20 protein-coding genes are annotated in these 23,055 nt (G+C 43.9%); 10 read left to right on the top strand and 10 right to left on the bottom strand.

From position 1 onward, the window contains the following. Positions 1 to 869: 869 nt before the first annotated feature. Entirely contained in the window at positions 870 to 2,069 is a 1,200-nt protein-coding gene (locus ACED45_RS13285; protein WP_371714226.1) for an enolase C-terminal domain-like protein, read from the bottom strand. A 260-nt stretch (positions 2,070 to 2,329) separates the two neighbouring features. Here ACED45_RS13285 and ACED45_RS13290 point away from each other — a divergent pair, with 260 nt between their 5' ends. The 3 genes from ACED45_RS13290 to ACED45_RS13300 all read left to right on the top strand — a co-directional run bounded on the left by ACED45_RS13290 (position 2,330) and on the right by ACED45_RS13300 (position 5,471). Next, positions 2,330 to 3,763 (top strand): PTS transporter subunit EIIC, encoded by a 1,434-nt coding sequence (locus tag ACED45_RS13290; RefSeq protein ID WP_327784679.1) that lies wholly within the window; start codon positions 2,330 to 2,332, stop codon positions 3,761 to 3,763. A 106-nt stretch (positions 3,764 to 3,869) separates the two neighbouring features. Further along, the gene (locus ACED45_RS13295; RefSeq protein WP_371714227.1) at positions 3,870 to 4,826 is read left to right on the top strand and encodes a sugar kinase; all 957 of its coding nucleotides are present in this window, start codon (positions 3,870 to 3,872) and stop codon (positions 4,824 to 4,826) included. 15 nt (positions 4,827 to 4,841) lie between these two features. Continuing rightward, positions 4,842 to 5,471 (top strand): bifunctional 4-hydroxy-2-oxoglutarate aldolase/2-dehydro-3-deoxy-phosphogluconate aldolase, encoded by a 630-nt coding sequence (locus ACED45_RS13300; RefSeq protein WP_371714228.1) that lies wholly within the window; start codon positions 4,842 to 4,844, stop codon positions 5,469 to 5,471. A 98-nt stretch (positions 5,472 to 5,569) separates the two neighbouring features. Here the strand turns inward: ACED45_RS13300 and ACED45_RS13305 are convergent, their stop codons facing one another. The 6 genes from ACED45_RS13305 to ACED45_RS13330 form a co-directional block, all read right to left on the bottom strand. Continuing rightward, a complete protein-coding gene (locus ACED45_RS13305) occupies positions 5,570 to 6,721 on the bottom strand; it encodes a M20 aminoacylase family protein (RefSeq protein WP_048662515.1) in 1,152 nt (383 codons plus the stop codon). A gap of 24 nt (positions 6,722 to 6,745) precedes the next feature. Next, a complete protein-coding gene (locus tag ACED45_RS13310; protein WP_048662516.1) occupies positions 6,746 to 7,708 on the bottom strand; it encodes a DMT family transporter in 963 nt (320 codons plus the stop codon). A 3-nt stretch (positions 7,709 to 7,711) separates the two neighbouring features. Continuing rightward, positions 7,712 to 8,707 carry a DMT family transporter gene (locus ACED45_RS13315; protein ID WP_371714229.1) on the bottom strand — a complete coding sequence of 332 codons (996 nt, stop codon included), beginning with the start codon at positions 8,705 to 8,707 and terminating at the stop codon, positions 7,712 to 7,714. A gap of 80 nt (positions 8,708 to 8,787) precedes the next feature. Next, the gene (locus ACED45_RS13320; RefSeq protein WP_048662518.1) at positions 8,788 to 9,750 is read right to left on the bottom strand and encodes a DMT family transporter; all 963 of its coding nucleotides are present in this window, start codon (positions 9,748 to 9,750) and stop codon (positions 8,788 to 8,790) included. 26 nt (positions 9,751 to 9,776) lie between these two features. After that, a complete protein-coding gene (locus ACED45_RS13325; RefSeq protein WP_017068125.1) occupies positions 9,777 to 10,547 on the bottom strand; it encodes a maleate cis-trans isomerase family protein in 771 nt (256 codons plus the stop codon). Between the two features lie 95 nt (positions 10,548 to 10,642). Further along, the gene (locus tag ACED45_RS13330) at positions 10,643 to 11,806 is read right to left on the bottom strand and encodes a M24 family metallopeptidase (protein WP_048662519.1); all 1,164 of its coding nucleotides are present in this window, start codon (positions 11,804 to 11,806) and stop codon (positions 10,643 to 10,645) included. A gap of 342 nt (positions 11,807 to 12,148) precedes the next feature. Here ACED45_RS13330 and ACED45_RS13335 point away from each other — a divergent pair, with 342 nt between their 5' ends. From ACED45_RS13335 to dpaL, 3 genes are all read left to right on the top strand, one after another. Further along, positions 12,149 to 12,826, top strand: coding sequence for a helix-turn-helix transcriptional regulator (locus ACED45_RS13335; RefSeq protein ID WP_017095787.1), 678 nt, complete (start codon positions 12,149 to 12,151; stop codon positions 12,824 to 12,826). Positions 12,827 to 12,848: 22 nt separating this feature from the next. Beyond that, on the top strand, positions 12,849 to 13,232 hold the full coding sequence (locus ACED45_RS13340) for a RidA family protein (protein ID WP_004732389.1): 384 nt from the start codon (positions 12,849 to 12,851) through the stop codon (positions 13,230 to 13,232). Between the two features lie 124 nt (positions 13,233 to 13,356). After that, on the top strand, positions 13,357 to 14,535 hold the full coding sequence (dpaL, locus tag ACED45_RS13345) for a diaminopropionate ammonia-lyase (protein ID WP_371714230.1): 1,179 nt from the start codon (positions 13,357 to 13,359) through the stop codon (positions 14,533 to 14,535). 79 nt (positions 14,536 to 14,614) lie between these two features. Here the strand turns inward: dpaL and melR are convergent, their stop codons facing one another. Beyond that, positions 14,615 to 15,619, bottom strand: coding sequence for a transcriptional regulator MelR (gene melR / locus ACED45_RS13350; RefSeq protein ID WP_371714231.1), 1,005 nt, complete (start codon positions 15,617 to 15,619; stop codon positions 14,615 to 14,617). 327 nt (positions 15,620 to 15,946) lie between these two features. Here melR and ACED45_RS13355 point away from each other — a divergent pair, with 327 nt between their 5' ends. The 3 genes from ACED45_RS13355 to ACED45_RS13365 all read left to right on the top strand — a co-directional run bounded on the left by ACED45_RS13355 (position 15,947) and on the right by ACED45_RS13365 (position 21,103). Continuing rightward, positions 15,947 to 17,299: an alpha-glucosidase/alpha-galactosidase gene (locus ACED45_RS13355; protein ID WP_371714232.1), complete on the top strand. Its 1,353-nt coding sequence runs from the start codon at positions 15,947 to 15,949 to the stop codon at positions 17,297 to 17,299. Positions 17,300 to 17,370: 71 nt separating this feature from the next. Then, positions 17,371 to 18,798 (top strand): melibiose:sodium transporter MelB, encoded by a 1,428-nt coding sequence (melB, locus tag ACED45_RS13360; protein WP_371714233.1) that lies wholly within the window; start codon positions 17,371 to 17,373, stop codon positions 18,796 to 18,798. A 94-nt stretch (positions 18,799 to 18,892) separates the two neighbouring features. Next, positions 18,893 to 21,103 carry a hypothetical protein gene (locus ACED45_RS13365; protein WP_371714234.1) on the top strand — a complete coding sequence of 737 codons (2,211 nt, stop codon included), beginning with the start codon at positions 18,893 to 18,895 and terminating at the stop codon, positions 21,101 to 21,103. Between the two features lie 109 nt (positions 21,104 to 21,212). Here the strand turns inward: ACED45_RS13365 and ACED45_RS13370 are convergent, their stop codons facing one another. Then, a complete protein-coding gene (locus tag ACED45_RS13370) occupies positions 21,213 to 21,473 on the bottom strand; it encodes a DUF5062 family protein (RefSeq protein ID WP_017061084.1) in 261 nt (86 codons plus the stop codon). Between the two features lie 447 nt (positions 21,474 to 21,920). Between ACED45_RS13370 and ACED45_RS13375 the strand changes: the two genes are divergently transcribed. Then, positions 21,921 to 22,136 carry a hypothetical protein gene (locus tag ACED45_RS13375; RefSeq protein WP_102432460.1) on the top strand — a complete coding sequence of 72 codons (216 nt, stop codon included), beginning with the start codon at positions 21,921 to 21,923 and terminating at the stop codon, positions 22,134 to 22,136. Positions 22,137 to 22,283: 147 nt separating this feature from the next. On the opposite strand, the gene ACED45_RS13380 is transcribed toward ACED45_RS13375, so the two are convergent. Further along, positions 22,284 to 22,940: a QnrS family quinolone resistance pentapeptide repeat protein gene (locus tag ACED45_RS13380; protein ID WP_371714235.1), complete on the bottom strand. Its 657-nt coding sequence runs from the start codon at positions 22,938 to 22,940 to the stop codon at positions 22,284 to 22,286. Between the last annotated feature and the right edge of the window lie 115 nt (positions 22,941 to 23,055).

Raw genomic sequence — 23,055 nt, forward strand, 5'->3', positions numbered from 1 at the left:
ATCGAGCCCGAGTGTTCTTTGGATTATAAATTCATCAAAGTATGCTCGCGCCCTGGCATGAGCCCCCATTGCAGAAGAAACTAAAACAGCAGCTAAAGACAGTTTGAATGTGCTTTTCATATAAACCCTAATATTATTTTATTGTTATTAGTTGCATAGCAACTTTTTGAATTTCAAGTTGAAATATATGGACAGTATTCGACTCGATTTCTAGGGCATATATTGACTAATTAACTCCTCACTCACAATATTATCCATCTGGAATTGCAGACCTAAATCACTGTTTTATATTTATTAAAATAACCTTTAAATTCAACACTTTAAATGTAAAACGCAAAGTTAAAAGCTAAAATAACCTCTATTGCACAACACAGGTTAAATAACAGTCAAACTTGGATGAATTTATAGCAATACGCTCAACTACTTAATTTAAAATCATATTAAACCGTTTTAATAACTATCAGGCTATTTATTTAAATTAATTAAAGGTTAACGAAGCCATATTATAAATATTAACAGTGATAATTAATGTACATCATTACTTTTCCATGAACCGATCAAATAAAACTTAAACTTTTATCGAAAAGAAAACCCTAGTAAGTGGGTAAATTAATGTGCACTTATAATGAAGTATTTTCATGATAGTCAGCTTATTATTACTGAACTATTTAAAGTCAGTTAATTGAAGGCATGTGAGAGGTAATACTAATAGTTTGGATATGAAAATTCTGATTACTTGCTGATTGATTAGCTAGGCCAGAAACAGCAACACATCGGGAACGAAGACTGACAAAGAAGCTAAAACTAACGATAAGTTTCAGACAAAAAAAATGGCCGCTATCTGCGGCCATTTTGGTTAACTCAATGAGTTATGGAGTGTGAATCGCGCCATCAGGAAGGCGACTTTGAGTCCACTCGTGGGGGCGATACATAACAGGGAACTCGGCAGCAACCTCTCGGTCGATTTCAACACCAATACCTGCGATTTCCGACGCGTATAAGTAGCCATTAATTGGCTCTGCAGCGTTCGGGAATACCTTGTACGTATTCTCGTTGTACTCGACATGTTCTTGAATGGCGGCATTGTGTAAATGCACATTCAAATGCGTGTTTACCGCTGCACCAATTGGCGTCATATCTGGTGGGCAATGCCATGCAATACGAACACCAAAGTTCTGACATAGATGGCCAAGTTTCAGAGCTGGCGTAATACCACCGATTTGTGAAACATGGCAACGGATAAAGTCGATACGACGATTCGCGATCAGAGATTTCCACTCTTCAGGGTTATTAAATAACTCACCTAAACCTAATGATACCGAGCTTTGGCTACGAATGTTATCCAACCATTCCGTTTGATTTGGCGGCAGAATATCTTCAATGAAGTACGGCTTATATTGCTCGACTTCTTTGGCAAATTGTATCGCTTGGTTCGGGAATAGGCGCTCATGAACATCATGAAGAATATGGAATTGGTTACCATATTTCTCTCTCAGCGACTTAAACATCGTTAGCGTATTGTCCATGTACTGATCTTGATCGTAGTACGAACCTTCAGTCGGATTTTCAGTGGTATGCAAATCGGTTGGAACACCGCCATAGAAACCAAGCTGACAACGAATGTGCTTGTAGCCTTTGTCTAGGAAAGATTCCACCAGCTCATAAATGCCTTCCATCGTGTCGCTAGTCGCGTGTGTGTATACAGGAATAGCATCACGAGACTTACCACCAAATAATTGATGTAACGGCATACCCGCCAATTTGGCTTTAATATCCCACAGTGCCATATCAACACCGGAAATTGCATTATTGATAACAGGGCCATTTCGCCAATAAGCGTTGACCATCATCATTTGCCATAAGTCTTCAATATTATTGGCGTTTTTACCAATAAGAATAGGTTTTAAATATTCATCGACCATTGTTTTTACAGCAAGCGGCCTTTGTTGGAATGTCGCACAACCAAACCCAGTCACGCCTTCATTCGTTTCAACTACCACGGTAATGAGATTGTGCCTGTCTGGTTTAGTAATAATACAGTGGATATCAGATATAATAGTTTCTTTCACAATTAAATAACCTAAACTTAAGTCAACTCCTATTATCTAACCGCTTTAAAAACCACATTTCAAGCGCTAATTTTGCGTAAAAATAATTGGTACGTTAAGTGATTTTTTTTGATAAACAAAACATACCAATTGGCCAAAAACGGTGAAAAAATAATTTTTCGGATTTTAAGTGTGATTGAGATCTCTTTTTACTCCGTTGGATTTAAATTGGTTGTCGTTATGATTGCTCGAGTTAAATATATTCCAATAACAGGTGTAGTATGCAAATGGTAGAAAAGAATGATGCCGTTATTAATAACTCGAAGTCATCATCGAAGAAGAAAAATTTCAAAGAAAATATACAGTTATTAATCACTGCACTTGGTGGTGAAGACAATATCGTGAGTATCACGCACTGTATGACAAGGCTGAGATTCAAATTAGCCGACGAGTCTCTGGTAGACGAAGAGGCTATCAAGCAGATCGCTGATGTGAAAGGTGTGGTACTTCAACAAGGCCAAACCCAAGTCATCATCGGTGTTGAGGTCGAGAAGTGGTTCAACGCGCTATCAAACACTCAACAAGCTGACGCTAATCCGGCTGATGAGCTAGAGAAAGGCAAGCTGTTCCAGGGCGTGATGCGCATTGTCGCAGGCATCTTTGGCCCTGTCGTGCCTGCAATTGCTGGCGCTGGTATGTTGATGGGTCTGTTGTCTGGTCTTATTGCGACCAATGTTATCTCTGAAACCTCAGACACAGTTTATTTCTTCCGCTCAATCTCTGTTGCTGTGTTCTTCTTCTTACCGATGCTGGTTTCTTTCTCTGCAGCTAAAGTATTCAAAGTAAACGAATACATTGCGCTTGCTGTTTCCTCCGCAATGTTAGCACCCAAACTAGTAGATAAAGCGGCGATGCTAAAAGATGCTGGCGCTGCTCCTGAGCTGACGGTTCTTGGCGTAGTTCCGATTGAACTGCTCAACTACGGCGGCGCAATTGTTCCTGCGATTCTAGCAATCTGGTTATTGTCCAAAGTGACTCCGTTAGTTGACCGTCTAGTTCCTTCTTCTGCGAAGCCTGTATTTACACCACTGCTTGCTTTTACGGTAACTTCGACCATCACGCTATCATTTGTTGGCCCTGCTGGTATCTGGCTAAGTAACGGCGCGGGTTGGGTAATGAGTTCACTACTGGAAATCTCTCCGACGTTAACGGGCTTTGTGTTTGGTCTGACTCGCCCGATTACGATTGTGTTTGGTATTCACCACAGCATGACACCAATCAGCCTGAACAACTTTGCACTGTATGGTAAGGATTTACTTATGCCGATCATGTGCTTGGGTAACATGGCAATTGCAGGCGCGACAATGGCTATCTGGCATAAGCAACGTAAGACAGTTTCTAAAGAGCAATCTTCAATTACGATGGGCTCAAGTGTTACCGCTATCTTAGGCATCACGGAGCCAGCTCTATTTGGTGTACTAACGAAGTACACCAAAGCGATGATGACCGCGAGTTTGGCTGCTGGTGTATTCGGTGCAATCTCGGTAACAATCGATACGCACCTAACAAGCTACATTCTTTCTTCTGTCTTCAGCTTGCCGGCTTATCTTGCAGGCGGTACACAAAACTTTATCCAAGCGATTATGGGTGTGGTTGGTGTGTTTGTACTGTCTTACGTATTAACACTGTTATTCGTAAAGCTAGACAACAAGTAACACTTCCTCCCAACCTAATGGGAAAAGAAGCAACGTGGCTACCTTCCTTGTAGCCACGTTCCATCATTTATACCTAGCAATACCAAACTTTCTGTAAGGGCACATTATGAGCCACATTGCGATTATCGGCGAGTGCATGATTGAACTGAACGGCGCTCCATTTGGCACCATGCAGCAAAGCTATGGCGGAGACACGCTCAACGCCGCTGTTTACTTGAACCGAAGTGCCACCAGCTATGCTAACCAGACAGGCACTTCTGCGGTACGCACCAGTTACGTCTCAGCTCTAGGCTCAGACGCTATCAGCCAAGAGATGCTTAACCGATGGCAAGATGAAGGACTATCAACCGAGTTCGTGCTTCTTGATGAACAGCGTTCACCCGGGCTCTATCTCATTCAACTCGACGATGTTGGTGAGCGCACCTTCCTGTACTGGCGCAACGATTCAGCGGCTCGCTACATGGTACAGCACCCCGATTTCGATAAGATAGCCAACCAACTTCGTGATGTTGATATGGTGTTTCTGAGTGGCATTTCCCTCGCGATACTGCCACACAGCGATCAGCTAAAGTTGCTCACTATCATCGAAGGCCTACGTGAACGTGGCGTTACTATCGCCTTTGATAGTAACTATCGACCAAAGTTGTGGAGCTCAGAGGCCGCAACTAAAGAATGCTATCTATTGGGCTATAAAACGACCGATATAGCCCTAGTCACGTTCGATGATGAACAACTGTTGTGGAGCGATCAAACGCCACAAGACACTATAAGAAGGCTGCATGCACTCGGTGTCAAAACCGTTGTTGTCAAGCTGGGTGCTGAAGGCTGCTTGATCAGCGAAAAACCCGAAAATGATCCCGTAATAATCACAACGACACCTGTCGAGACTGTGGTTGATAGCACCTCTGCTGGCGACTCTTTTAACGGCGGTTTCTTATCTTGCTATCTCGCTGGAGGTTCTATTGAAGAAGCTTGCCACCAAGGTAATGCATTAGCCAGATTGGTGATTCAACATCATGGCGCAATCATCCCAAAATACATCACCGACACTCTTTCAAACTGATATTAAGAAGCACACATGTCTACAATTAACGAACAGCTAAAAGCACTTAAAGTTATCCCTGTTATCGCCATTGATAACGCAGAGGATATTATCCCTCTAGGCAAAGTATTGGCTGAGAATGGGCTTCCAGCGGCTGAAATTACGTTCCGTTCAGACGCCGCTGTTGAAGCTATCCGACTTCTACGAGAAGCTCAGCCTAACATGCTGATTGGTGCCGGAACGATTTTGAACCGTGAGCAAGCACTCGCAGCAAAAGAAGCGGGCGCAACGTTTGTGGTATCACCAGGATTCAATCCAAACACAGTTAAAGCATGCCAGGAAATCGGCATCGATATCATTCCAGGTGTGAACAATCCAAGCACCGTTGAAGCGGCCTTAGAGATGGGCTTAACAACCTTGAAGTTCTTCCCAGCAGAAGCATCTGGTGGCATCAACATGGTTAAGTCACTCGTTGGTCCATACGGCGAAATTAGACTCATGCCTACAGGCGGTATCACGCCATCAAACATCGATAACTACTTAGCAGTGCCTCAAGTATTAGCCTGCGGTGGTACATGGATGGTCGACAAGAAACTCGTTGAAAATGGAGAATGGGATGAGATTGCCCGCTTAACACGCGAGATTGTTGAACAAGTGAATCGCTAAGCAAACTAATCCAAGCCAGCCAAACTGTTCACCAATTTGAGAACACCTTAGATACAAAAAGAGCGAGAAGTTAGCCTCTCGCTCTTTTTTTCATCAACTTACTGTGACAATTGTTGTTCTACCAAAGTCTTCCAGAATCCGACACCATGCTCCAGAATATTATCGTTGAAATCGTAGTGTGGGTTATGGAGCGCAGTGCCTCCACATTCACCAACACCATTCCCAACTAGCATATAGCACCCTTTTACTTCGCGTAACATGAACGAGAAATCCTCACTAATGGTGAAGCGTTCACAAGCTCCATTCACATTCTCTTCACCAACAACCGCTTGTGCTGCTTTCACTGCATGAGCCGTCTCTTCAGGCGTGTTAATCGTTGATAAGAAGCTGTTGTTGAAGTGGTATTGATAATCAACACCTGCCGACATGCACTGGCCAGCGACGACACGCTCAATCGCTTTCTCAATTTTATGCAATGCTTGATCGGTAAAGCTGCGAGTGTCACCAGAAATAGTCACTTGCGAAGGAATCACATTCACGGTGCCATTAGTAACAAAATTAGTCACCGAGATAACCGCCGTCTCATCAATGGCGCTCAAATTACGCGAAACGATGGTTTGCAGTGCTGTGACCACCTGAGATCCAACAACAATCGGGTCGGTTCCCATGTGTGGCATCGCCGCGTGACCGCCCGTCGCTTTGATCACAATCTCAAAACTGCTTTCACTTGCCATAAGCGAGCTTGGACGAGTCACAAATTTACCTTCTGGGATACCCGGTAAGTTATGCATCGCGTAAATCGCATCCATATTCCAACGAGTGAACAGGCCATCAGCGATCATCGCTTTCGCTCCTGTGCCTCGCTCTTCATCTGGTTGGAAAATGAAGTACACAGTGCCATCGAATTGCTTACTGGTTGCTAACTCTTGCGCCGCACCCAGTAGCATCGCGGTATGGCCATCATGTCCACAAGCGTGCATCGCTCCTTCATGTTTTGAAGCGTGACAAAAAGTGTTCTGTTCATGAATGCGCAGCGCATCCATATCCGCACGTAGACCAATCGAGCGATCGCTTGTGCCATTTTTCAGAATTCCAAGCACACCTGTTCCGCCAATACCACGGTGAACTTCAATGCCGAACTCTTCGAGCTTGTTCGCTACAAATTCAGATGTTATGAACTCTTCAGTACCGAACTCTGGGTACTGATGTAAATGGCGGCGCCATTCTGTAACGTTGGCAATGTTAGTCATGGAAACTCCAATAAATACTTAAAATTAATTTGTTAAAACTGTTTTAGATGTCATCTCGCGGGACTTGTTGGATGCAGCAAACAGCATCATTGCCACAATAATCAAGCCAACAGCCAGCGCCCTAAAAGGTGTGATGGGTTCTCCAAACACCAAAACAGCGATGAAAAATGCAGACATAGGGATCAGATTTAAAGCCATACTGCTGCCTTCAACACCAACACGCTCTATGCCGTATATGTATGCGATGTAGCCCAGCCCTGATACAAAGCCACCTAGCACGATAATGCAGAGTAACGACCAAGAAGGGCGAATTACCAGTAACAGGCTTGGTACATCAATGCCTGAAACCAGTAAATAAATGAAAAATCCAACCGCCGCAAAACCAAATTGATAATGCATGGTGCAAGTTGCACCGTATTTTTCTGCAAGCTGAGCGCGCAAATGAGTCACCGACGCAAAGCTCAGCACACTCAATAGACAAATCAGGTGCCCGATGTTTACTCCTCTATCTTGAGACGTAAACGGAGGAGCTAGCACTAACATGCTGACGCCAACCAAAGCGATTCCGCTAGAGACGATTTGCATACGAGTAAATCGAGCGCCGTAAAAAAGCTGACCTATCGCCAAGATAGCAATGGGAACAAGTCCCTGAATAACGCCATTTTCTGACAGTGAAATATAGTCCAACGAGAGAAACGAAAGAAAGCTAAACAAACCTTGGCCAACGACACCACATACCAACAACTTGAATAGATCGCTCCGATTATCCCAACTAAACGCCAACTTCGGTTTGCTTTGAGTTTTCTTGTGGATCATTGCTGAGAAAATCAGGACTAAAGATAAAACAAAGAATGCCATCATGTAGCGTAGCCACACCAACAATCGCGCATCAATGGTTTGTAATGGCAAGGTAGCTAATGCGCCCTCAGAGCCCCATAACAACCCCACGCCAATCGCTGCCATCCAACCTTTAGTCACTGATTTCATCACTTAGCTCGCTTCTGGTGTTGCTTTTTTATCGCACGCTAAATTTTCTGAAGATTGTTCTTCCTGCTTTTTCTCAAACTTCGTGAACACGTAAAGTGCGACCACAATTAATGAAACAACGATGGTTTTGCCCATTGCCATCTGTTCGCCAAGTGTTAAAACCGCCACTAAGTAGCCAACCAAAGGCATGAGATTTAATGCCATCGTTGCCTTTTCGACACCGATACGCTTGAAAGAATACAATTGAATCAAGTAGCTACCGCCAGAGATACCCGTACCTAAGAAAATAAGCAAAGCAATTAACAGCGGGCTAGAGAAGATAATGTAAATCTGAGATAGGTCTAAGCCCATGGTCAATACAACGATGATGCCCATTACTGCAACTGAGATGTATTGGTAAAGCATAGAAACAACTGAACCGTATTTGTCCGCTAAACTAGCTCGTAAGTGAGCTGTCCACGCTAACGCCAGCATTGAACACGTCACGTAAACGTAACCTAGTAGTGGCGTACCACCTTCAATGGAGTTTGTCGGACCAACACTCATTGCGTAAATACAAACCGCCGAAGCAATAAAAGCACCCCACTGAATCTTGTTCATGCGGAAGTTCATAAACATCATGCCAAAGAAAACCGTCGCGAACGGCTGCATGCCTTGAATAACACCGTTTTCAGTCGCACCAATGTGAGAAAGAGAAAGGAAGTTGAACAGTGAAAACACCCCTTGTCCAACGATGCCACAAAGCGCAATGCGACCAATATCTTTGGTATCGATCTTTAACGAAGAACCCAAGTCAGCGCTCAAGCTTTTACTACGTGATGTAAAAAAGAAAATGATGGAAAGGCCAATTACCGCAGTAACGTAGCGGAAAAATACCAATGTCATCGGGTCAACAGCCATAGAGAGCGGCTTAGATACCACCCCAGTTACGCCCCAGATACAGGCAACAGCAATGGCAGCAGTCCATCCTAAAAATGTGTCTCTGTTTGTTGTGTTCATCTGTCTATCTTCCATAATTTTTAGGTAACGGCGGTGCGCACACCGCCTTATTACTCATAATTTTATTTAGTGGTTTTTCGCTAGTTAACGTCTGTCGCCGTTTTCAGCTGAGGCGCTTTTTTCTTCGCCTTACCAAACTTCATGAACAACATCATTGAGCCAATAACGACTGCAATCGCTAGTAGTCGCATTGGCGTTACCGCTTCACCGAGAGCAAACACAGCCAGGACGAAAGAAGACAGAGGCATCAAGTTAAGTGCCATACCCGTTCCGTCTACGCCAACTCGTTCCATTGCATAGATGTAGATTAGGTAGCTGATACCTGAAATACCCACACCCAGAATTGCAATACAAGCAATACGAAGTGGAGAACTGAAAATACCGAGAGCTGAAGAGAAATCGGCGCCGACAACCAGTAGGTAAAGACCGAAGCCAATTGCCGCAAAAACAAACTGGTGATACATCGTCGCCACTGAACCATATTTCTCAGCAAGCTTGGCACGAGCGTAAGCCATCGTGGAGAAGCTCGCGGCACTACCCAGACAGATCAAGTGACCAATGTTAAACCCGCTGCCTTCAACAGAAGGGTCCATAACCAAAATAGCGACACCAACGAAGGCGCCAACAGCTGCCAAGATTTGTAGTGGTGTAAAACGCTCGCCGTGGCGAAGGAAACCGACACACAAAATGATGATTGGGATAAGGCCTTGGATCACGCCGTTTTCTGAAGCGGTAATGTAATCAAGAGATAGGAACGATAGAAAACTGAAAGCACCTTGACCAATAATGCCGCAACATGCCGCCCAGAAGATGTCGTGTCGGTTTGCCCAATTAAGTTTAAAATCGACTTTTTTCTGTGGTTTACCCATCGCATTGCTGACTTGGATAATCACAAACAGCGTAATGAAAGCGACGGTATAGCGAACCCATACCAAGACTTGTGCATCCATTACTTCTAAAATAGGTGTCCCTACGATCCACGGAATACCCCAAAGCATGCCAATGAAAATGGCAGCTAACCAACCTTTAGTTGTATTACTCATCTTAAAATTCCTTTATTCATTGGTTGCTATTGATTTAGCAATTGTCCGTAACCTGGACATTGAGCTTTGTTGCCGACTAAGTGCATGCAGTGCCAGAACATCGCAGAGTTGCTGCACACGACTGGGATACCAAATCGATCTTCAATCTCTTGAATGTGGTCAAGAACACGAAGGTTGGTGCAAGACATAAACACCACATCGGCACCAGAGCCCGGCAACATTTTGCTCAACGCTTCCATCATCGATTCCTTTGAAACCGTCGTGATGTCAGTGTCTTTCTCAATGCCAAGTGAACCTAAAACAGGAACTTCAAAGCCAGCGGCAGTCAGTTGTTGATAAAGAGGGAAATTCACTTCTGTTGGGTAGGGGGAAAACACGGCAACTTTCTTTGCACCCAAGTGCTTAAATGCGGCTTGAGCAGCTGTCCATGGGTTGGTTGCGGGAATATCACCGCGATTTTGTGTAAGAAGGTTAGCGACTTTTTCTTCACCTATAATGATAGAAGCTGAAGTGCAACCAAACGCCATGACATCCATGGGTAAACCCGTCGCTATTAGATCGGATGCTTCGCTGATACCAACCGCAATTTGGTCGAGCGCTTCTGGAGTCATTTCGCTACTGTAATAAACACGGGAGCTAAACACTCCTGCTTGTGTGCCCAGTAATTTTGCCCAGTCCATCTCTAAAGAGTGGTCAGTACTTAGTTGCACTAAACCGATATGAACTCGACCAATCCTTGGAGCCTGAACGTGCTGTAATGGGATTTCAAATTGTCGAAACTGTTCTATTGTTTGCATGAGAAACTCGTATTTTTATAGTTTTTATATGCTGACTCCAGAATCCAGAGTCAGCTTTTGTAGGGTGTTTAATGTGTAAGGTGTTAAATTTTGAGCTAAATAATGATCAGTTCTGGTTCAGCTCGTTCGCTCAACCATTCAGCGCCGTCTTCAGTGATTACGATGTTCTCTTCGTGAACCATCGACTTACCCGGTGCGTAAACCATGCCCGGTTCTAGTGTCATCACCATGCCTGGCTTAAGTACTGTGTTGTCGGTAGCGGTGTTAGACGGGCGCTCTGTCAGCTCCATACCTAATCCATGGCCTAGACGACCAACGTCGTTACCCAATGCACCATTGGCTTCTAAGACTCCCCACATCGCGTTATAGATGTCCGTCGTGGTTGCTCCCGGTTTCGCAGCCTCGAAACCTTTAGTTGTTGCTTCGTAAGTAGCGCGGTATGCCGCTTTGGTTTGCTCACTTGCATGACCAAATGCCCAGTTGCGGTCGAAATCAGAGAAGTAACCATCACGCACGGCGCCCGTATCGATGATCAACACATCTCCCGGTTCAATAATGCGATCGGTAGGACCCATGATGATGCTGTCATAACCATCAGGCCCTGAGCCTGCGATGATGTAAGGGCATTCGTCCGCACCTTCTAACAACATATCGATACGGAACTGTTTACAGATTTCACGCTCGGTCATGCCGGCTTTTGCGTAACCCGGAATCTTGCTAAACCCAACGTTAGTAATGCGACAGATTTCACGTGTTTTCTCGATTTCAGCTTGTGATTTGATCTGACGAAGCTCATGCATTGCTAAAGACACATCAACAAAGTCTTTCTTAACCATGGTGGTTAATTTCAAGTAGTTGTTCACCGGCATACGTAGGTGAGATTCAATGCCCAGCGTTGCGCCTACTCGGCCATGACGACAAGGCAGAGAGTTCAATGCGCTAGCTACTAAGCTAATGCCATCATCTTCAGGACGAGGAGAAGGCCAAGTAATAATGTTGTCGACCCATGTTCCCGCCATACCACTTGCTCCGATTTCAGGAACAATCGCAATCGGCTTTCCTTCTGCAGGAACGATGACAAACCATGGACGAGTTGGGCTATGCCAAAACTGAGTGTGGAAGCCAGTGAAGTAGCGAACGTTTGGCTCGGTTGTGAAAATCATCGCATCCAGATTCATCTCATGCATGACTTTTTGAGCGCGTGATGTTCTGTGTTCAAACTCAGCTTGTTCAAAGCCGCGGTTTAGGTAGTTAGTCATTGGAACCTCTAATTATTGTATTTAGGTAGGCACTTCTGCTGCTCTTCACAACCAGTAACCAACCCTATAGTTCAATTTTGTTTACGTTACGCTGAGCATCTTACTGACATTTCAGTTTAATAATGTGACCAAGATCTTAGGGTTAACTATAGTGACCAGAAACCATCTAAAACTGGAAATATTGTTGATTACGATCAATTTTGAGTACTTATTTGTAACTTTAGGCTTGTGTAGGGAGCGGATATATAGTCTTATAGTTACATAAAGTTAATTGGCAGCTTGAAATACATCGATTAACCAAAGATAATGAAAGGCAATTAAAGTTAACAACAGTGGTCTAAAATGAACGCATCAGCATATAAATCGTTTAACGTTGAATTCACCGACAATGATAGAGAGCATCTCGCACTGAACTTTCGCTTAGCCGAAACCATTGCCGACTTTATTGGTCCGCACTGTGAGGTTGTGATTCATTCATTTGAGAGCTTTGAAAAGTCGGTAGTGAAGATAGTGAACGGCCACCACACGGGTCGAGAAGTAGGGTCACCTATCACCGATCTAGGGCTGAAAATGCTGAGTGTGTTTGAGAGCACTGGTGAGGTCACGCCAAAGAGTTACTTCACCACCAGCAAAGATGGGTCACTGCTTAAATCTACGACCTGTGTGCTAGCTGGAGAAAATGGCAAACCGATTGGGCTGTTCTGTATCAATATGAACTTGTCTCACCCGTTTCCTGAGATCATAAAAACTTTAATGCCAGACATGGCTCATGCCCCTGTGGGTGTGCATGAGAACTTTGGAGCTTCAACAACAGAAGTGATTGAGCAAGCGCTTGAGCACGCTATTTTTGAAGTCGACAACGATGAGTCAGTCAACTTAAAAGGTCGAAACAAAGCCATTACCAAGCTATTGCTTGAGAACGGTATTTTCGAATTAAAAGAGGCGACAGCATTCGTATCTGAGCGTCTTGGTATTACTCGCCACGCTATTTACAAATACATCCGCGAGTTTAGAGCATAGAAATCCTATAAAGAGAAACGAAATGAAAACAAAAATCCATACAGATCTAGCACCAGCAGCAATCGGCCCTTACTCTCAAGGTATGGCATTCAAAGACCTAATCTTCACTTCAGGTCAATTACCGCTTGATGCAAAAACAATGGCGTTTGTTGAAGGTGGCATCAAAGAGCAAGCTCGTATGTCACTAGAAAATCTAAAAGCAGTTTTGGAACAAAGTGGTGGTTCACTAGATACCGTTATTAAAACCACATGTTTCTTATCTGATATGGAAAACTTCGTTGCATTTAACGAGGTGTACACGGAAGTATTTGGTACAGAGAACGCACCTGCACGCTCTTGTGTTGAAGCGGCTCGTCTACCAAAAGACGCATTAGTTGAAGTAGAAGCGATCGCTTACATCAAGTAATCACGAACCGCTTTAATTGAAGACGTATAGCTTAATCCAATAACGTGAAGCTATAACGAAAAAACAAGGTCATTAAGCATCGTTGATGGCCTTTAATTCCTCTGCCTGTATCTAAGTGTGCCCTATGTTAAAACTATCAAAAAATTCATTCTACACTGGTCAAGTCTGCGAACTGTTTACCGCTTCTCAAGCACAACAAGCGCGTGAGTTTCACCGCCAGATCGAAGGCTACCAACCCACTCCACTCGTGTCTCTTCCACATCTTGCTAAACAGCTTGGTGTTAAGGCGATCCTCGTTAAAGACGAATCAAAACGCTTCGGTTTGAATGCATTCAAGGTACTCGGCGGTTCTTACGCTCTGGGTCGCCAATTGGCAAAGCACCTTGGCATTGATATCTCTGAGATCAACCTTAAAACGGTCGCTTCAAAACTAGAAAAACCACTTGTTTTTACTACAGCAACCGCAGGCAACCATGGTACAGGTGTCGCTTGGGCTGCTCGTGAAATGGGCCAAAAAGCCGTGGTTTATATGCCAAAAGGTTCATCTCAAGCAAGCGTTAACCGTATTCAAGGCCTAGGCGCTGAATGTATCGTGACAGAAGTAAACTACGACGACACGGTACGCATGGCGAACCAAACCGCTCAAGACAACGGTTGGATGCTAGTTCAAGACACGGCATGGGATGGTTATGAAGAGATCCCAACGTGGATTTCTCAAGGCTACATGACAATGGCAGATGAAGCGATTGAGCAAGCTCAAGCATTGGAGTTCGGCGCTCCAACTCACGTTCTTCTGCAAGCCGGTGTAGGCGCAATGGCAGGTGGTGTGTTGGGTTACCTTGCAGATAAACTGGGAGCTGACACCTTTGAAACCATCATTGCTGAACCAGCAGCGGCAGATTGCATTTTCCGCTCTGGCGAGAAAGGCGAAATGGTTAATGTAACGGGCGAGATGAACTCCATCATGGCAGGCCTTGCTTGCGGTGAACCAAACCCAGTAACGTGGCCTATACTGCGCAATTGCAGCAATCACTTTGTTTCGGTTGACGACAATGTTTCAGCAACGGGTATGCGTATCCTTGGCAACCCACTTAACGGTGATGAGCAAGTGATCAGTGGCGAATCTGGTGCTATCACACTTGGTTTACTTTACACGTTATGTCGTGAAGGTGCAGACCAAGCTGTACGTGATGAGCTAGGTTTAAACCAAGACGCAACCATCATGCTATTTAGCACTGAAGGTGATACCAACCAACCGCGATACCGCGACATTGTTTGGAACGGCTTACACCACTCTAGCTAACGAAAAAGACTCCACAACTCTAATCACAAAGCCACAGCACATGCTGTGGCTTTACTTTTATCGGGTTGTATCAATATCGCTAACTGTCTGTCGTTGTTAACGGCCGCTTCCCATCACATGCCCCTTTCTCAAGGTCGTATAGAGGGCTAGCTCCATGACTGCTCCATCGGTGATCTTCTCTAGCTAATTTTCTATATTGAGTCGGCGTGACACCTATGTACGTTTGGAAGGTTTCATAGAATCGGCTACTCGAATTAAAGCCCACCGTGAGTGAGATATCGAGAATGGTTCTATCTGTATCACTCAGCAAAGCACGAGCGTGGTTGATGCGCATCGCAGTAATGTACTGCTTAATAGTCATATGCATCGTTCGCTGAAATACGTTCATCGCGTAGTTGCTGTGTAACCCGATATGTTCAGCGATATCTTTAACGGTCAATGGCTGATTATGGTGAGTCGCAATATATTCCAACATCTGGCTGACATAGAATTGCGAGTGTTTCGATACCCCTTTCTTAGTCGACTTATCCTGTCGATTTACCAACAGTTGTTGCCAGCCATCAAGGCAGATTCGTTTAAGCATTAGGCCAATTTCATCCATAGCCAACTGTTGACGACTTTCGGACGAATGCTTTATCTCCTCTGCCCAACGTGAGATTTCAAACTCACTGATCAGCGAACAAGAATTCGATTGCAACACACTGCCGTGAGTGATCTGGTTGACTAAATCCCGACTGAGAGCCCACGACATAAAATGGTGAATCGGTATGTTGATGATTCCCATATTATGGCATTGGCCTGGATTCGTAAGTCGATGAGGGACCGATGCCCAAAACAAGCCAATCGACCCACTTTTGACCACAACCGGGCTGCCGTTAATGATGTACTCCACATCATCGCCAAAGGGGATATTCACCTCAATTTGACCATGCCAATGATAACCAGGCATGGAGTGAGGGGCTCTGAGTTCAATATCGATTTTCTCATAGGAAGAATAGAGAGACAGTGGGCTTACCGACACGGTCTCGGACGAATATTTGTCTAAAGTAATGATTCTCACCGTATCTGGGGCTGATTGCGGCATATCTCGCTCCTTAGGAAATCGTATAACTGAGTTTTAGCAGTTCCTCAATAATAAAACTCTGAAGGGGATCATAGAGCCGAAATACCCCAATTCATAAGATCATCACGATGTGATTAGAGTCAGTATCTTAAGTGCAAAACTAGCCTCATTGCATACCATCTCTCCTTAAAAGCCAGCAAGTTATCCCATTTCCTAAGATTTCCATTCGGTGATTTAAAAATATTAGAAAACAGGAGAGCTATTAAGTTATCTGAGACGAATCGACATGGGTTCTAGGTGTAATTTATCTGCATCAACAAAGAACTCAGAGAGATAAAGGATTCCACTATGCAAAGCCCTAAAATCACATTCATTGGTGCAGGCTCCACCATTTTTGTAAAAAACATTCTTGGTGATGTTTTCCACCGTCCAGCTTTAAAAAACGCTCATGTCGCGTTAATGGACATTGATGAGGTTCGACTGGAAGAGTCTCACCTTGTCGTCAGTAAATTGATGGAATCATCCGGTGCGACTGGCTCGATTTCATGCCATTTAAATCAAAAAGAGGCACTGCAAGGCGCAGATTTTGTTGTCATTGCCTTTCAAATCGGTGGCTACGAGCCATGCACTGTCACAGATTTTGAAGTGTGTAAGCGCCACGGTCTGGAACAAACCATCGCAGACACACTCGGCCCGGGCGGCATTATGCGTTCACTACGCACGGTACCGCACCTTTGGAGTGTCTGTGAAGACATGACCGAAGTTTGCCCGAATGCCACCATGCTCAACTATGTTAACCCAATGGCAATGAACACATGGGCAATGTACGAGAAGTATCCGCACATTAAACAAGTCGGTTTGTGTCACTCAGTACAAGGCACAGCTGAAGAGCTCGCACGCGACCTAGACTTAGATTACGCAGATCTTCGCTATACCTGCGCAGGCATCAACCACATGGCTTACTACCTCACTCTTGAGAAGAAAACAGAAAGTGGTGAGTACATCGATATTTATCCGGATCTACTTGAAGCTTTTGAGAGTGGCCAAGCGCCTAAACCGGGTATTTATCACAATGGTCGCTGCACAAATTTGGTTCGCTACGAGATGTTCAAAAAATTGGGCTACTTTGTGACTGAGTCTTCTGAACATTTTTCGGAATACACCCCCTACTTTATCAAGCCGAATCGCCCAGATTTAATTGAACGTTATAAAGTGCCACTTGATGAGTACCCGAAGCGCTGTGTCGAGCAAATAGCTGATTGGAAACGCGACCTTGAAGAATTTAAAACAGCTGACAAAATTACCGTTGATGAGTCTCATGAATACGCCAGCACCATCATGAATTCTATCTGGACAGGCACTCCGAGCGTTATTTACGGCAATGTAAAAAATGAAGCCTTGATCGACAACTTACCGCAGGGCTGCTGTGTTGAGGTCGCTTGTTTAGTTGATGCGAATGGTGTGCAACCGATCAAAGCTGGTCGCCTACCTAACCACTTAGCCGCGTTAATGCAGACCAACATCAATGTTCAAACTCTATTAACGGAAGCCATTCTCACTGAAAACCGCGACCGTATTTATCATGCTGCGATGCTGGACCCACATACAGCCGCTGTACTTGGAATAGAAGAAATATACGCGCTGGTTGACGACTTGATTGAGGCTCATGAGGGTTGGTTACCAGAGTGGGTTAACAAGTAATTCCATACTAATAAAAAATACAATAACGTGAATATTAGCGCCTTCTCACAGAGGAGGCGTAAGGAGTGGCAATGAGTATCTCTATGAATACCAAGCTAAGTTATGGCTTTGGGGCGTTTGGTAAAGACTTCGCAATCACCATCGTCTATATGTACCTAATGTTTTACTACACGGATGTAGTCGGTATTTCTGCTGCTACAGTCGGAACTATTTTCCTCGTCGCACGCATCTGGGATGCCGTCAATGACCCTATTATGGGGTGGTTGGTCAACAATACACGTACTCGATGGGGCAAGTTCAAACCTTGGATTTTAATTGGCACACTCGCTAACTCGGTGGTTCTTCTGATGGTGTTTAGTGCGCATTACATCGAAGGTCCTTGGTTAATCGCATACGCCGCTGTCACCTATATCTTGTGGGGAATGACTTACACACTAATGGATATCCCTTTTTGGTCATTGGTCCCAACACTCACCTTAGATAAGCGTGAACGTGAAGAGCTCGTCCCATACCCTCGCTTCTTTGCGAGCCTAGCTTGGATTGTAACTGCGGCTATCGCAATGCCTTTCGTGAACTACGTAGGTGGGGACGATAAAGGGTTCGGCTTCCAGATTTTTACTCTCTTGTTGATCGCTTGTTTCTTGGTATCAACTTTCATTACTTTACGTAATGTGAAAGAACGCTATTCAACGGCTAACCTAGACACAACACAACCCGAAGAAAAGGTTTCACTGAAAAAGCTTCTAGCGCTTATCTACAAAAACGACCAACTGACCAGTGTTCTGTGTATGGCGCTGTCTTATAACCTCGCGACCAACATCATTACAGCGTTCGCGGTTTACTACTTCACTTATGTGGTGGGTAATGAAGAACTTTTCCCTTACTACATGGCTTATGCAGGTATTGCTAACCTCATCACACTGGTGCTGTTCCCTAAACTTGCCCAGATGTTTTCACGCCGAGTTCTGTGGGCATGTGCGTCCTCTTTCCCTATTTTAGGCAGTGCAGTACTCATCTACGTTGGCATGTACGACAAACAGAGCATTCTACTGATATCAACAGCCGGCGTTTTTCTACAAATTGGTACAGCGCTATTCTGGGTACTTAACGTCATCATGGTGGCAGACACGGTCGATTACGGTGAGTTTAAACTGGGGTCTCGTTGCGAAAGTATCGCTTACTCGGTGCAAACTCTGGTTGTAAAAGCAGGCTCAGCATTTGCCGCTTTCTTTATCGGTATCGCACTCACCGCTGTTGATTATGTACCTAACGTAACGCAAAGCCCAGAAACCGTATTTGGCATGCAATGCATCATGGTCGGCCTACCTGCATTCTTTTTTGCCATCGCGTTAATCATCTACTTCCGCTTCTACAAGCTGAACGGGGCGTATCACCAACAGATTCAAGATCACTTAACCGAAAAATACGATCACATTACAAACGATGGCTCAGACAAAGGGGAAACCGCGAAACCGACAGAACCGGCACAAGCAACATAAATCATAAAGCGACGTCAATGTAGGTTTTCGACCACATTGACGTTCATACCAACACCCCTCACTAGCCTTTCTACTTCCAATAAAAGAGATCCGTATGAAACTCAAAGTACTTGCTTCTGCCATCACTTGTTCCCTCATGCTATCAGCTGGGGCACACGCACAAAAAAACGACAACATTCTTACTAACCCTAGCTTTGAAAATAAAGGGTTAGGATGGAGCTATTGGTTTTCTAATATCAAAAATGACTTCACTCATGAAGGAGAATACCGAGGTCGTATCGCTCAAGGCAAGAATCACCACATCAGTCAAATCGTAACGATTCCCGAGACAGGCTACTACGATTTATCCGCGTATTTTATTAGTCCTTCAAACGATGCCACCCTCGCAATGACTAACCTCACCGATCAAATATTAGTGAGTGACAAAATAAAACAAAGCACCAAATATCAACGAAAAAACCTAAAACATATCCCACTAGAAAAAGGCGAACAGCTAAAAGTCTGGTTCTCAGGATCTGATAAAGGAGGGGTCAGTGTCGACAGCGTTGCATTAATCAAAAGTAATAAAAATAAACCTCTAAATTTCAATCAAATTATTCAGTTCTCAACTCAAGAACAAGTTGGTGTCGCTAGCGTTAATAAGATTTCTAGGGATATAAAGTTCCAGGTCCCTTTTGGCACAGATCTAACCGAATTAACCATAGGAAAGTTCCTAATCTCTGAAGGCAGCTATTCGTCTATCAACTCGGGTGATGTCATCGACTTCAGTCATCCCGTACAAGTAGCAGTGATAGATGACAACAATAAAGAACAGCTGTGGACGCTCACCGCTATCGAGAGAGAAAAGCAAGTGGTGGTCACCTCTTCGAATACTAAGCTCCAAGAGTCTTTCGAATGGGCTATAGAGAAAACTCAGCGCTTCGTAATGACAGGTCAACACGACCTCGTTAACCGGGATGAATACAATAACGATGGTGATGGCAGCGCAGATTACATTCCGTCTTATTGGGCTGGCTACTTTGACCGAACAGCCTTTTACTCAAGAGATTTCTTACATCAGGCAAGTGGCGCAAAAATCGCAGGGCTTGGACCAGAAAACTTCTCAATGTTCAAAACATTCGCCAAGCATTCAACAGAGTCAAGAAAGTGGTACACACTGTGGGCCATTAACTTCGATGGCACGCCACATACTATTGATTATGACGACGACAGTTGGTTTGTTCGTGAAGTGCCCGCACAGTTCGAATTTGTTGAAAAGGCATGGAAGCAATATCAATGGACGGGAGACAAACGTTATATAGAAGATGATGATCTCTGGCAATTTTATACGAAGGTTCTCACCGATTACATCGAGCTACATGATGACCAAGATCCAAATGGTATCGCTGAAGGTTATGGTGGTATTTTTGAAGGCTCTGCCACGTACAACGAACGAGGTGAGTTTCCAATCGAAGCGGGTGACGGAATTGGTTCTCAATACCAAGCGACACTCGCTTACTCAGCAATGCTAGAAGCACGAGAAGAATACAACGAGGCGACATTATGGCGAGAAAAAGCCCAAGAGCTTAAGCGTTATTTTAATGAAGACTGGAGCATCGTAGACCCAAATAAACCATTAGAAAACTACGTTAACATTGTTCAAAAAGATGGACTCCGCCTAAACGATTTTGGTAAAGAGAATAGTTGGTTCATGCCGATGAAACTCATTACAGAACCCGGAGAGCGAAATAACAGATACCTTGATTTCATTGCTAGCAATCTAGGTAATGGCATTGGTAGCACACCAGAGGCACCAAACAATATTGAAGCCTACACATACATTCCTGAAACCTACTTCCCATATAACCGCAATACTGAAGCATGGAAGTGGATGCAGTACATAATGGACACTAAAGATCAGCCACACGAACGTCCAACTCAAGGAACCAATGGTGACTACCCGGAAATATCCTTTACATTCATTTCGAATACGATTGAAGGCTTAATGGGCATCAAACCAAACGCAGCAGACCACAGAGTGACGACAGCTTCTCATCTCACCAGTGACATAGAATGGTTAAGTGTGGATCAGTTACCAATGGGTGAACATGAATTAACCCTACGTCATGATGGGCTTACGAAGTCAACGCTGACCAATATCTCTGATCATGTCCTCGAATGGGAAGCATGGTTCTATGGTGATTACCCAACGTTAATCGTAGATGGCCAAGCAATCCGCAGCCAAAACAAACAAGTGAACGGGCAACAAGTTAGCTATGTGATTGTCCCCATAGCGAAAAACTCTACTCGTGTTATTGAAAGGTAACGCTTAAAACAAAGCCTAGCGAATAATCGCTAGGCTTCTTAAATTCAAATACCAGGCTTAGTAACAAGCTAAAAATAAACAAGTGAGGGCATTCCTGTTTAGCTACAGCTTACTTTAATGGGTCATTGTCCGGCAGTGCCTTATGAAGCCATAGTGCTAAACGCTTCTTGATGTTCGCGCCATCAAGCTTATCGTCAGGTAACGGTGTGATCTGATTGACTTCAACAAGGAACAAGTACACCGCTTTAACCTTTATCGGTTGGGATGAATTTGGCAAATCAAAACCTTGTAGTTTTGCCATCTTAAAACCGACTTCAACTGCTTTTTTTACCAGCTTATCTTCATTAATGATCTTCGCGGTTTTCGACATATCATCTCCATCATCTTTATCGAACGAGTACTGAGTATATCAAACAGAAAAACTCACAAGATTACCTCGCTCTCAATTTGAGGAGTCGCTTTGATAAATAACATAAAACGAATAACAGGCTCTAGGCTGATTCAAATTTGGTTGGTATTTACGATATCAATGGCTATACGCAAACGAGCTCTTAATAAAACACTCAGTAAATGAGATCTTAAGTCAAAAACTGAAAATCGAACAATATTTAACTTACCATCCTAAAGAATACGGAATACTATGATTATCATTTAGGTGATATACATTCTATAGAATACAAATAAACCTATGTTATTTAACCAGTTTTATAGTAAAACGACTTAGGTCATATTTACAGGTTCCTGTAACAGAATGTTATTTACAAAACACTCACTAAGAAAATAGAATAAACCCACTAATATTATACTGGTGTTAAAAATGCGTTACCTATGGGCTTCATTCTGTCATAAAAACCCGATCATCGGACGAATCGTTCATATCCTTGTTATGTTGGTAGCGTTAGCTTCTATCGTCGTTCCATTGATATCAAAAGACGCAACAACCATCTTGGTTTCATTGGGTGTTGCTCTGGTCTGTTTTGTGTTGTTTGTGTTCTTTGCCCTGGCCGACAAAATGCGTTCAGGCATGCACTAATCAGCCAATCAGTTCTCTATTCACCAAGCGTTCTCTTTTTAAAAAATCATTATAAAATGCTGGTTACCAGATACGGAAAAGCCCAAAGTTATTAGCTTTGGGCTTTTCTTCTAGCGACTATGGTTGATTACAACCGAATGATAAGAATCAATCAGGCATTACAACAATACCCATGGTTTCAAGCAGTTGCTCTTGCTGCCAAGCGACGATTTTAATCCCCGATGTGTCGACCTTTCGAGGATCTAACCCTTCCAATTCAGCGTGGCATAAGTTTGCTCCCTGCATACTGAACTGCCCCCATACATCTTCTGAGAACACGCCTCGGCTAAGATCAGACTCTTTCAGTGACGCGCCACCAAGGTACGTTCCTATCCAACGGTTCTCAAACAGCTCGCACTTCTCTAAACAAGCCTGTTCAAAATTGGCGTATGACAGGTTACAGCCCGTAATATACGCAGAGCAAAAATACATTCTATTGCTTACCTGATTGGCAAAATTTGTTCGAGTAAAGTTCGCGCCTTTCAGATCGCATTCGCGCAGTTCGATCCCATAGCAGTTTGCATTACTAAAGTTCGCCATCGCCAACTGGCAATTCTGGAAGCTTGCATCTCGTAAGTCGGCAACATCAAAGTGGCACCCCTCAATATCGCCTTGTTCAATAAACTTACAGTTAATAAACGTTGAATCACGTAAGTTCGAACGTCTGAAATCACAACGGATAAACGTGCAGGCTGTAAATGTAAGCTCTGATAAATCTTGCTGAGCAAAACTGTGGTGATGATAAGTGCTGTTATTAGTATCCATTTAGCCCCCTAAAGAAATTAAACTAAGACTATCATTACGATCTTAAGAAAACACCAAATTAAAAAGCAATAAAAACAGCAACTTAAAACACCAAGATTTAGCCATTTTAAGGTGC

The sequence above is a fragment of the Vibrio crassostreae genome (assembly GCF_041439375.1).
Classification (GTDB): Bacteria; Pseudomonadota; Gammaproteobacteria; order Enterobacterales; family Vibrionaceae; genus Vibrio; species Vibrio crassostreae_D.

What these genes read in the sequence shown, in the direction of transcription:
- dpaL (WP_371714230.1), top strand. Translation starts at nt 13,357, where the DNA reads ATGTTAAAACTATCAAAAAATTCATTCTACACTGGTCAAGTCTGCGAA.
- ACED45_RS13335 (WP_017095787.1), top strand. Translation starts at nt 12,149, where the DNA reads ATGAACGCATCAGCATATAAATCGTTTAACGTTGAATTCACCGACAAT.
- ACED45_RS13365 (WP_371714234.1), top strand. Translation starts at nt 18,893, where the DNA reads ATGAAACTCAAAGTACTTGCTTCTGCCATCACTTGTTCCCTCATGCTA.
- ACED45_RS13375 (WP_102432460.1), top strand. Translation starts at nt 21,921, where the DNA reads ATGCGTTACCTATGGGCTTCATTCTGTCATAAAAACCCGATCATCGGA.
- ACED45_RS13295 (WP_371714227.1), top strand. Translation starts at nt 3,870, where the DNA reads ATGAGCCACATTGCGATTATCGGCGAGTGCATGATTGAACTGAACGGC.
- melR (WP_371714231.1), bottom strand. Translation starts at nt 15,619, where the DNA reads ATGCCGCAATCAGCCCCAGATACGGTGAGAATCATTACTTTAGACAAA.
- ACED45_RS13290 (WP_327784679.1), top strand. Translation starts at nt 2,330, where the DNA reads ATGCAAATGGTAGAAAAGAATGATGCCGTTATTAATAACTCGAAGTCA.
- ACED45_RS13330 (WP_048662519.1), bottom strand. Translation starts at nt 11,806, where the DNA reads ATGACTAACTACCTAAACCGCGGCTTTGAACAAGCTGAGTTTGAACAC.
- ACED45_RS13320 (WP_048662518.1), bottom strand. Translation starts at nt 9,750, where the DNA reads ATGAGTAATACAACTAAAGGTTGGTTAGCTGCCATTTTCATTGGCATG.
- melB (WP_371714233.1), top strand. Translation starts at nt 17,371, where the DNA reads ATGAGTATCTCTATGAATACCAAGCTAAGTTATGGCTTTGGGGCGTTT.
- ACED45_RS13370 (WP_017061084.1), bottom strand. Translation starts at nt 21,473, where the DNA reads ATGTCGAAAACCGCGAAGATCATTAATGAAGATAAGCTGGTAAAAAAA.
- ACED45_RS13305 (WP_048662515.1), bottom strand. Translation starts at nt 6,721, where the DNA reads ATGACTAACATTGCCAACGTTACAGAATGGCGCCGCCATTTACATCAG.
- ACED45_RS13325 (WP_017068125.1), bottom strand. Translation starts at nt 10,547, where the DNA reads ATGCAAACAATAGAACAGTTTCGACAATTTGAAATCCCATTACAGCAC.
- ACED45_RS13300 (WP_371714228.1), top strand. Translation starts at nt 4,842, where the DNA reads ATGTCTACAATTAACGAACAGCTAAAAGCACTTAAAGTTATCCCTGTT.
- ACED45_RS13340 (WP_004732389.1), top strand. Translation starts at nt 12,849, where the DNA reads ATGAAAACAAAAATCCATACAGATCTAGCACCAGCAGCAATCGGCCCT.
- ACED45_RS13310 (WP_048662516.1), bottom strand. Translation starts at nt 7,708, where the DNA reads ATGAAATCAGTGACTAAAGGTTGGATGGCAGCGATTGGCGTGGGGTTG.
- ACED45_RS13380 (WP_371714235.1), bottom strand. Translation starts at nt 22,940, where the DNA reads ATGGATACTAATAACAGCACTTATCATCACCACAGTTTTGCTCAGCAA.
- ACED45_RS13315 (WP_371714229.1), bottom strand. Translation starts at nt 8,707, where the DNA reads ATGAACACAACAAACAGAGACACATTTTTAGGATGGACTGCTGCCATT.
- ACED45_RS13355 (WP_371714232.1), top strand. Translation starts at nt 15,947, where the DNA reads ATGCAAAGCCCTAAAATCACATTCATTGGTGCAGGCTCCACCATTTTT.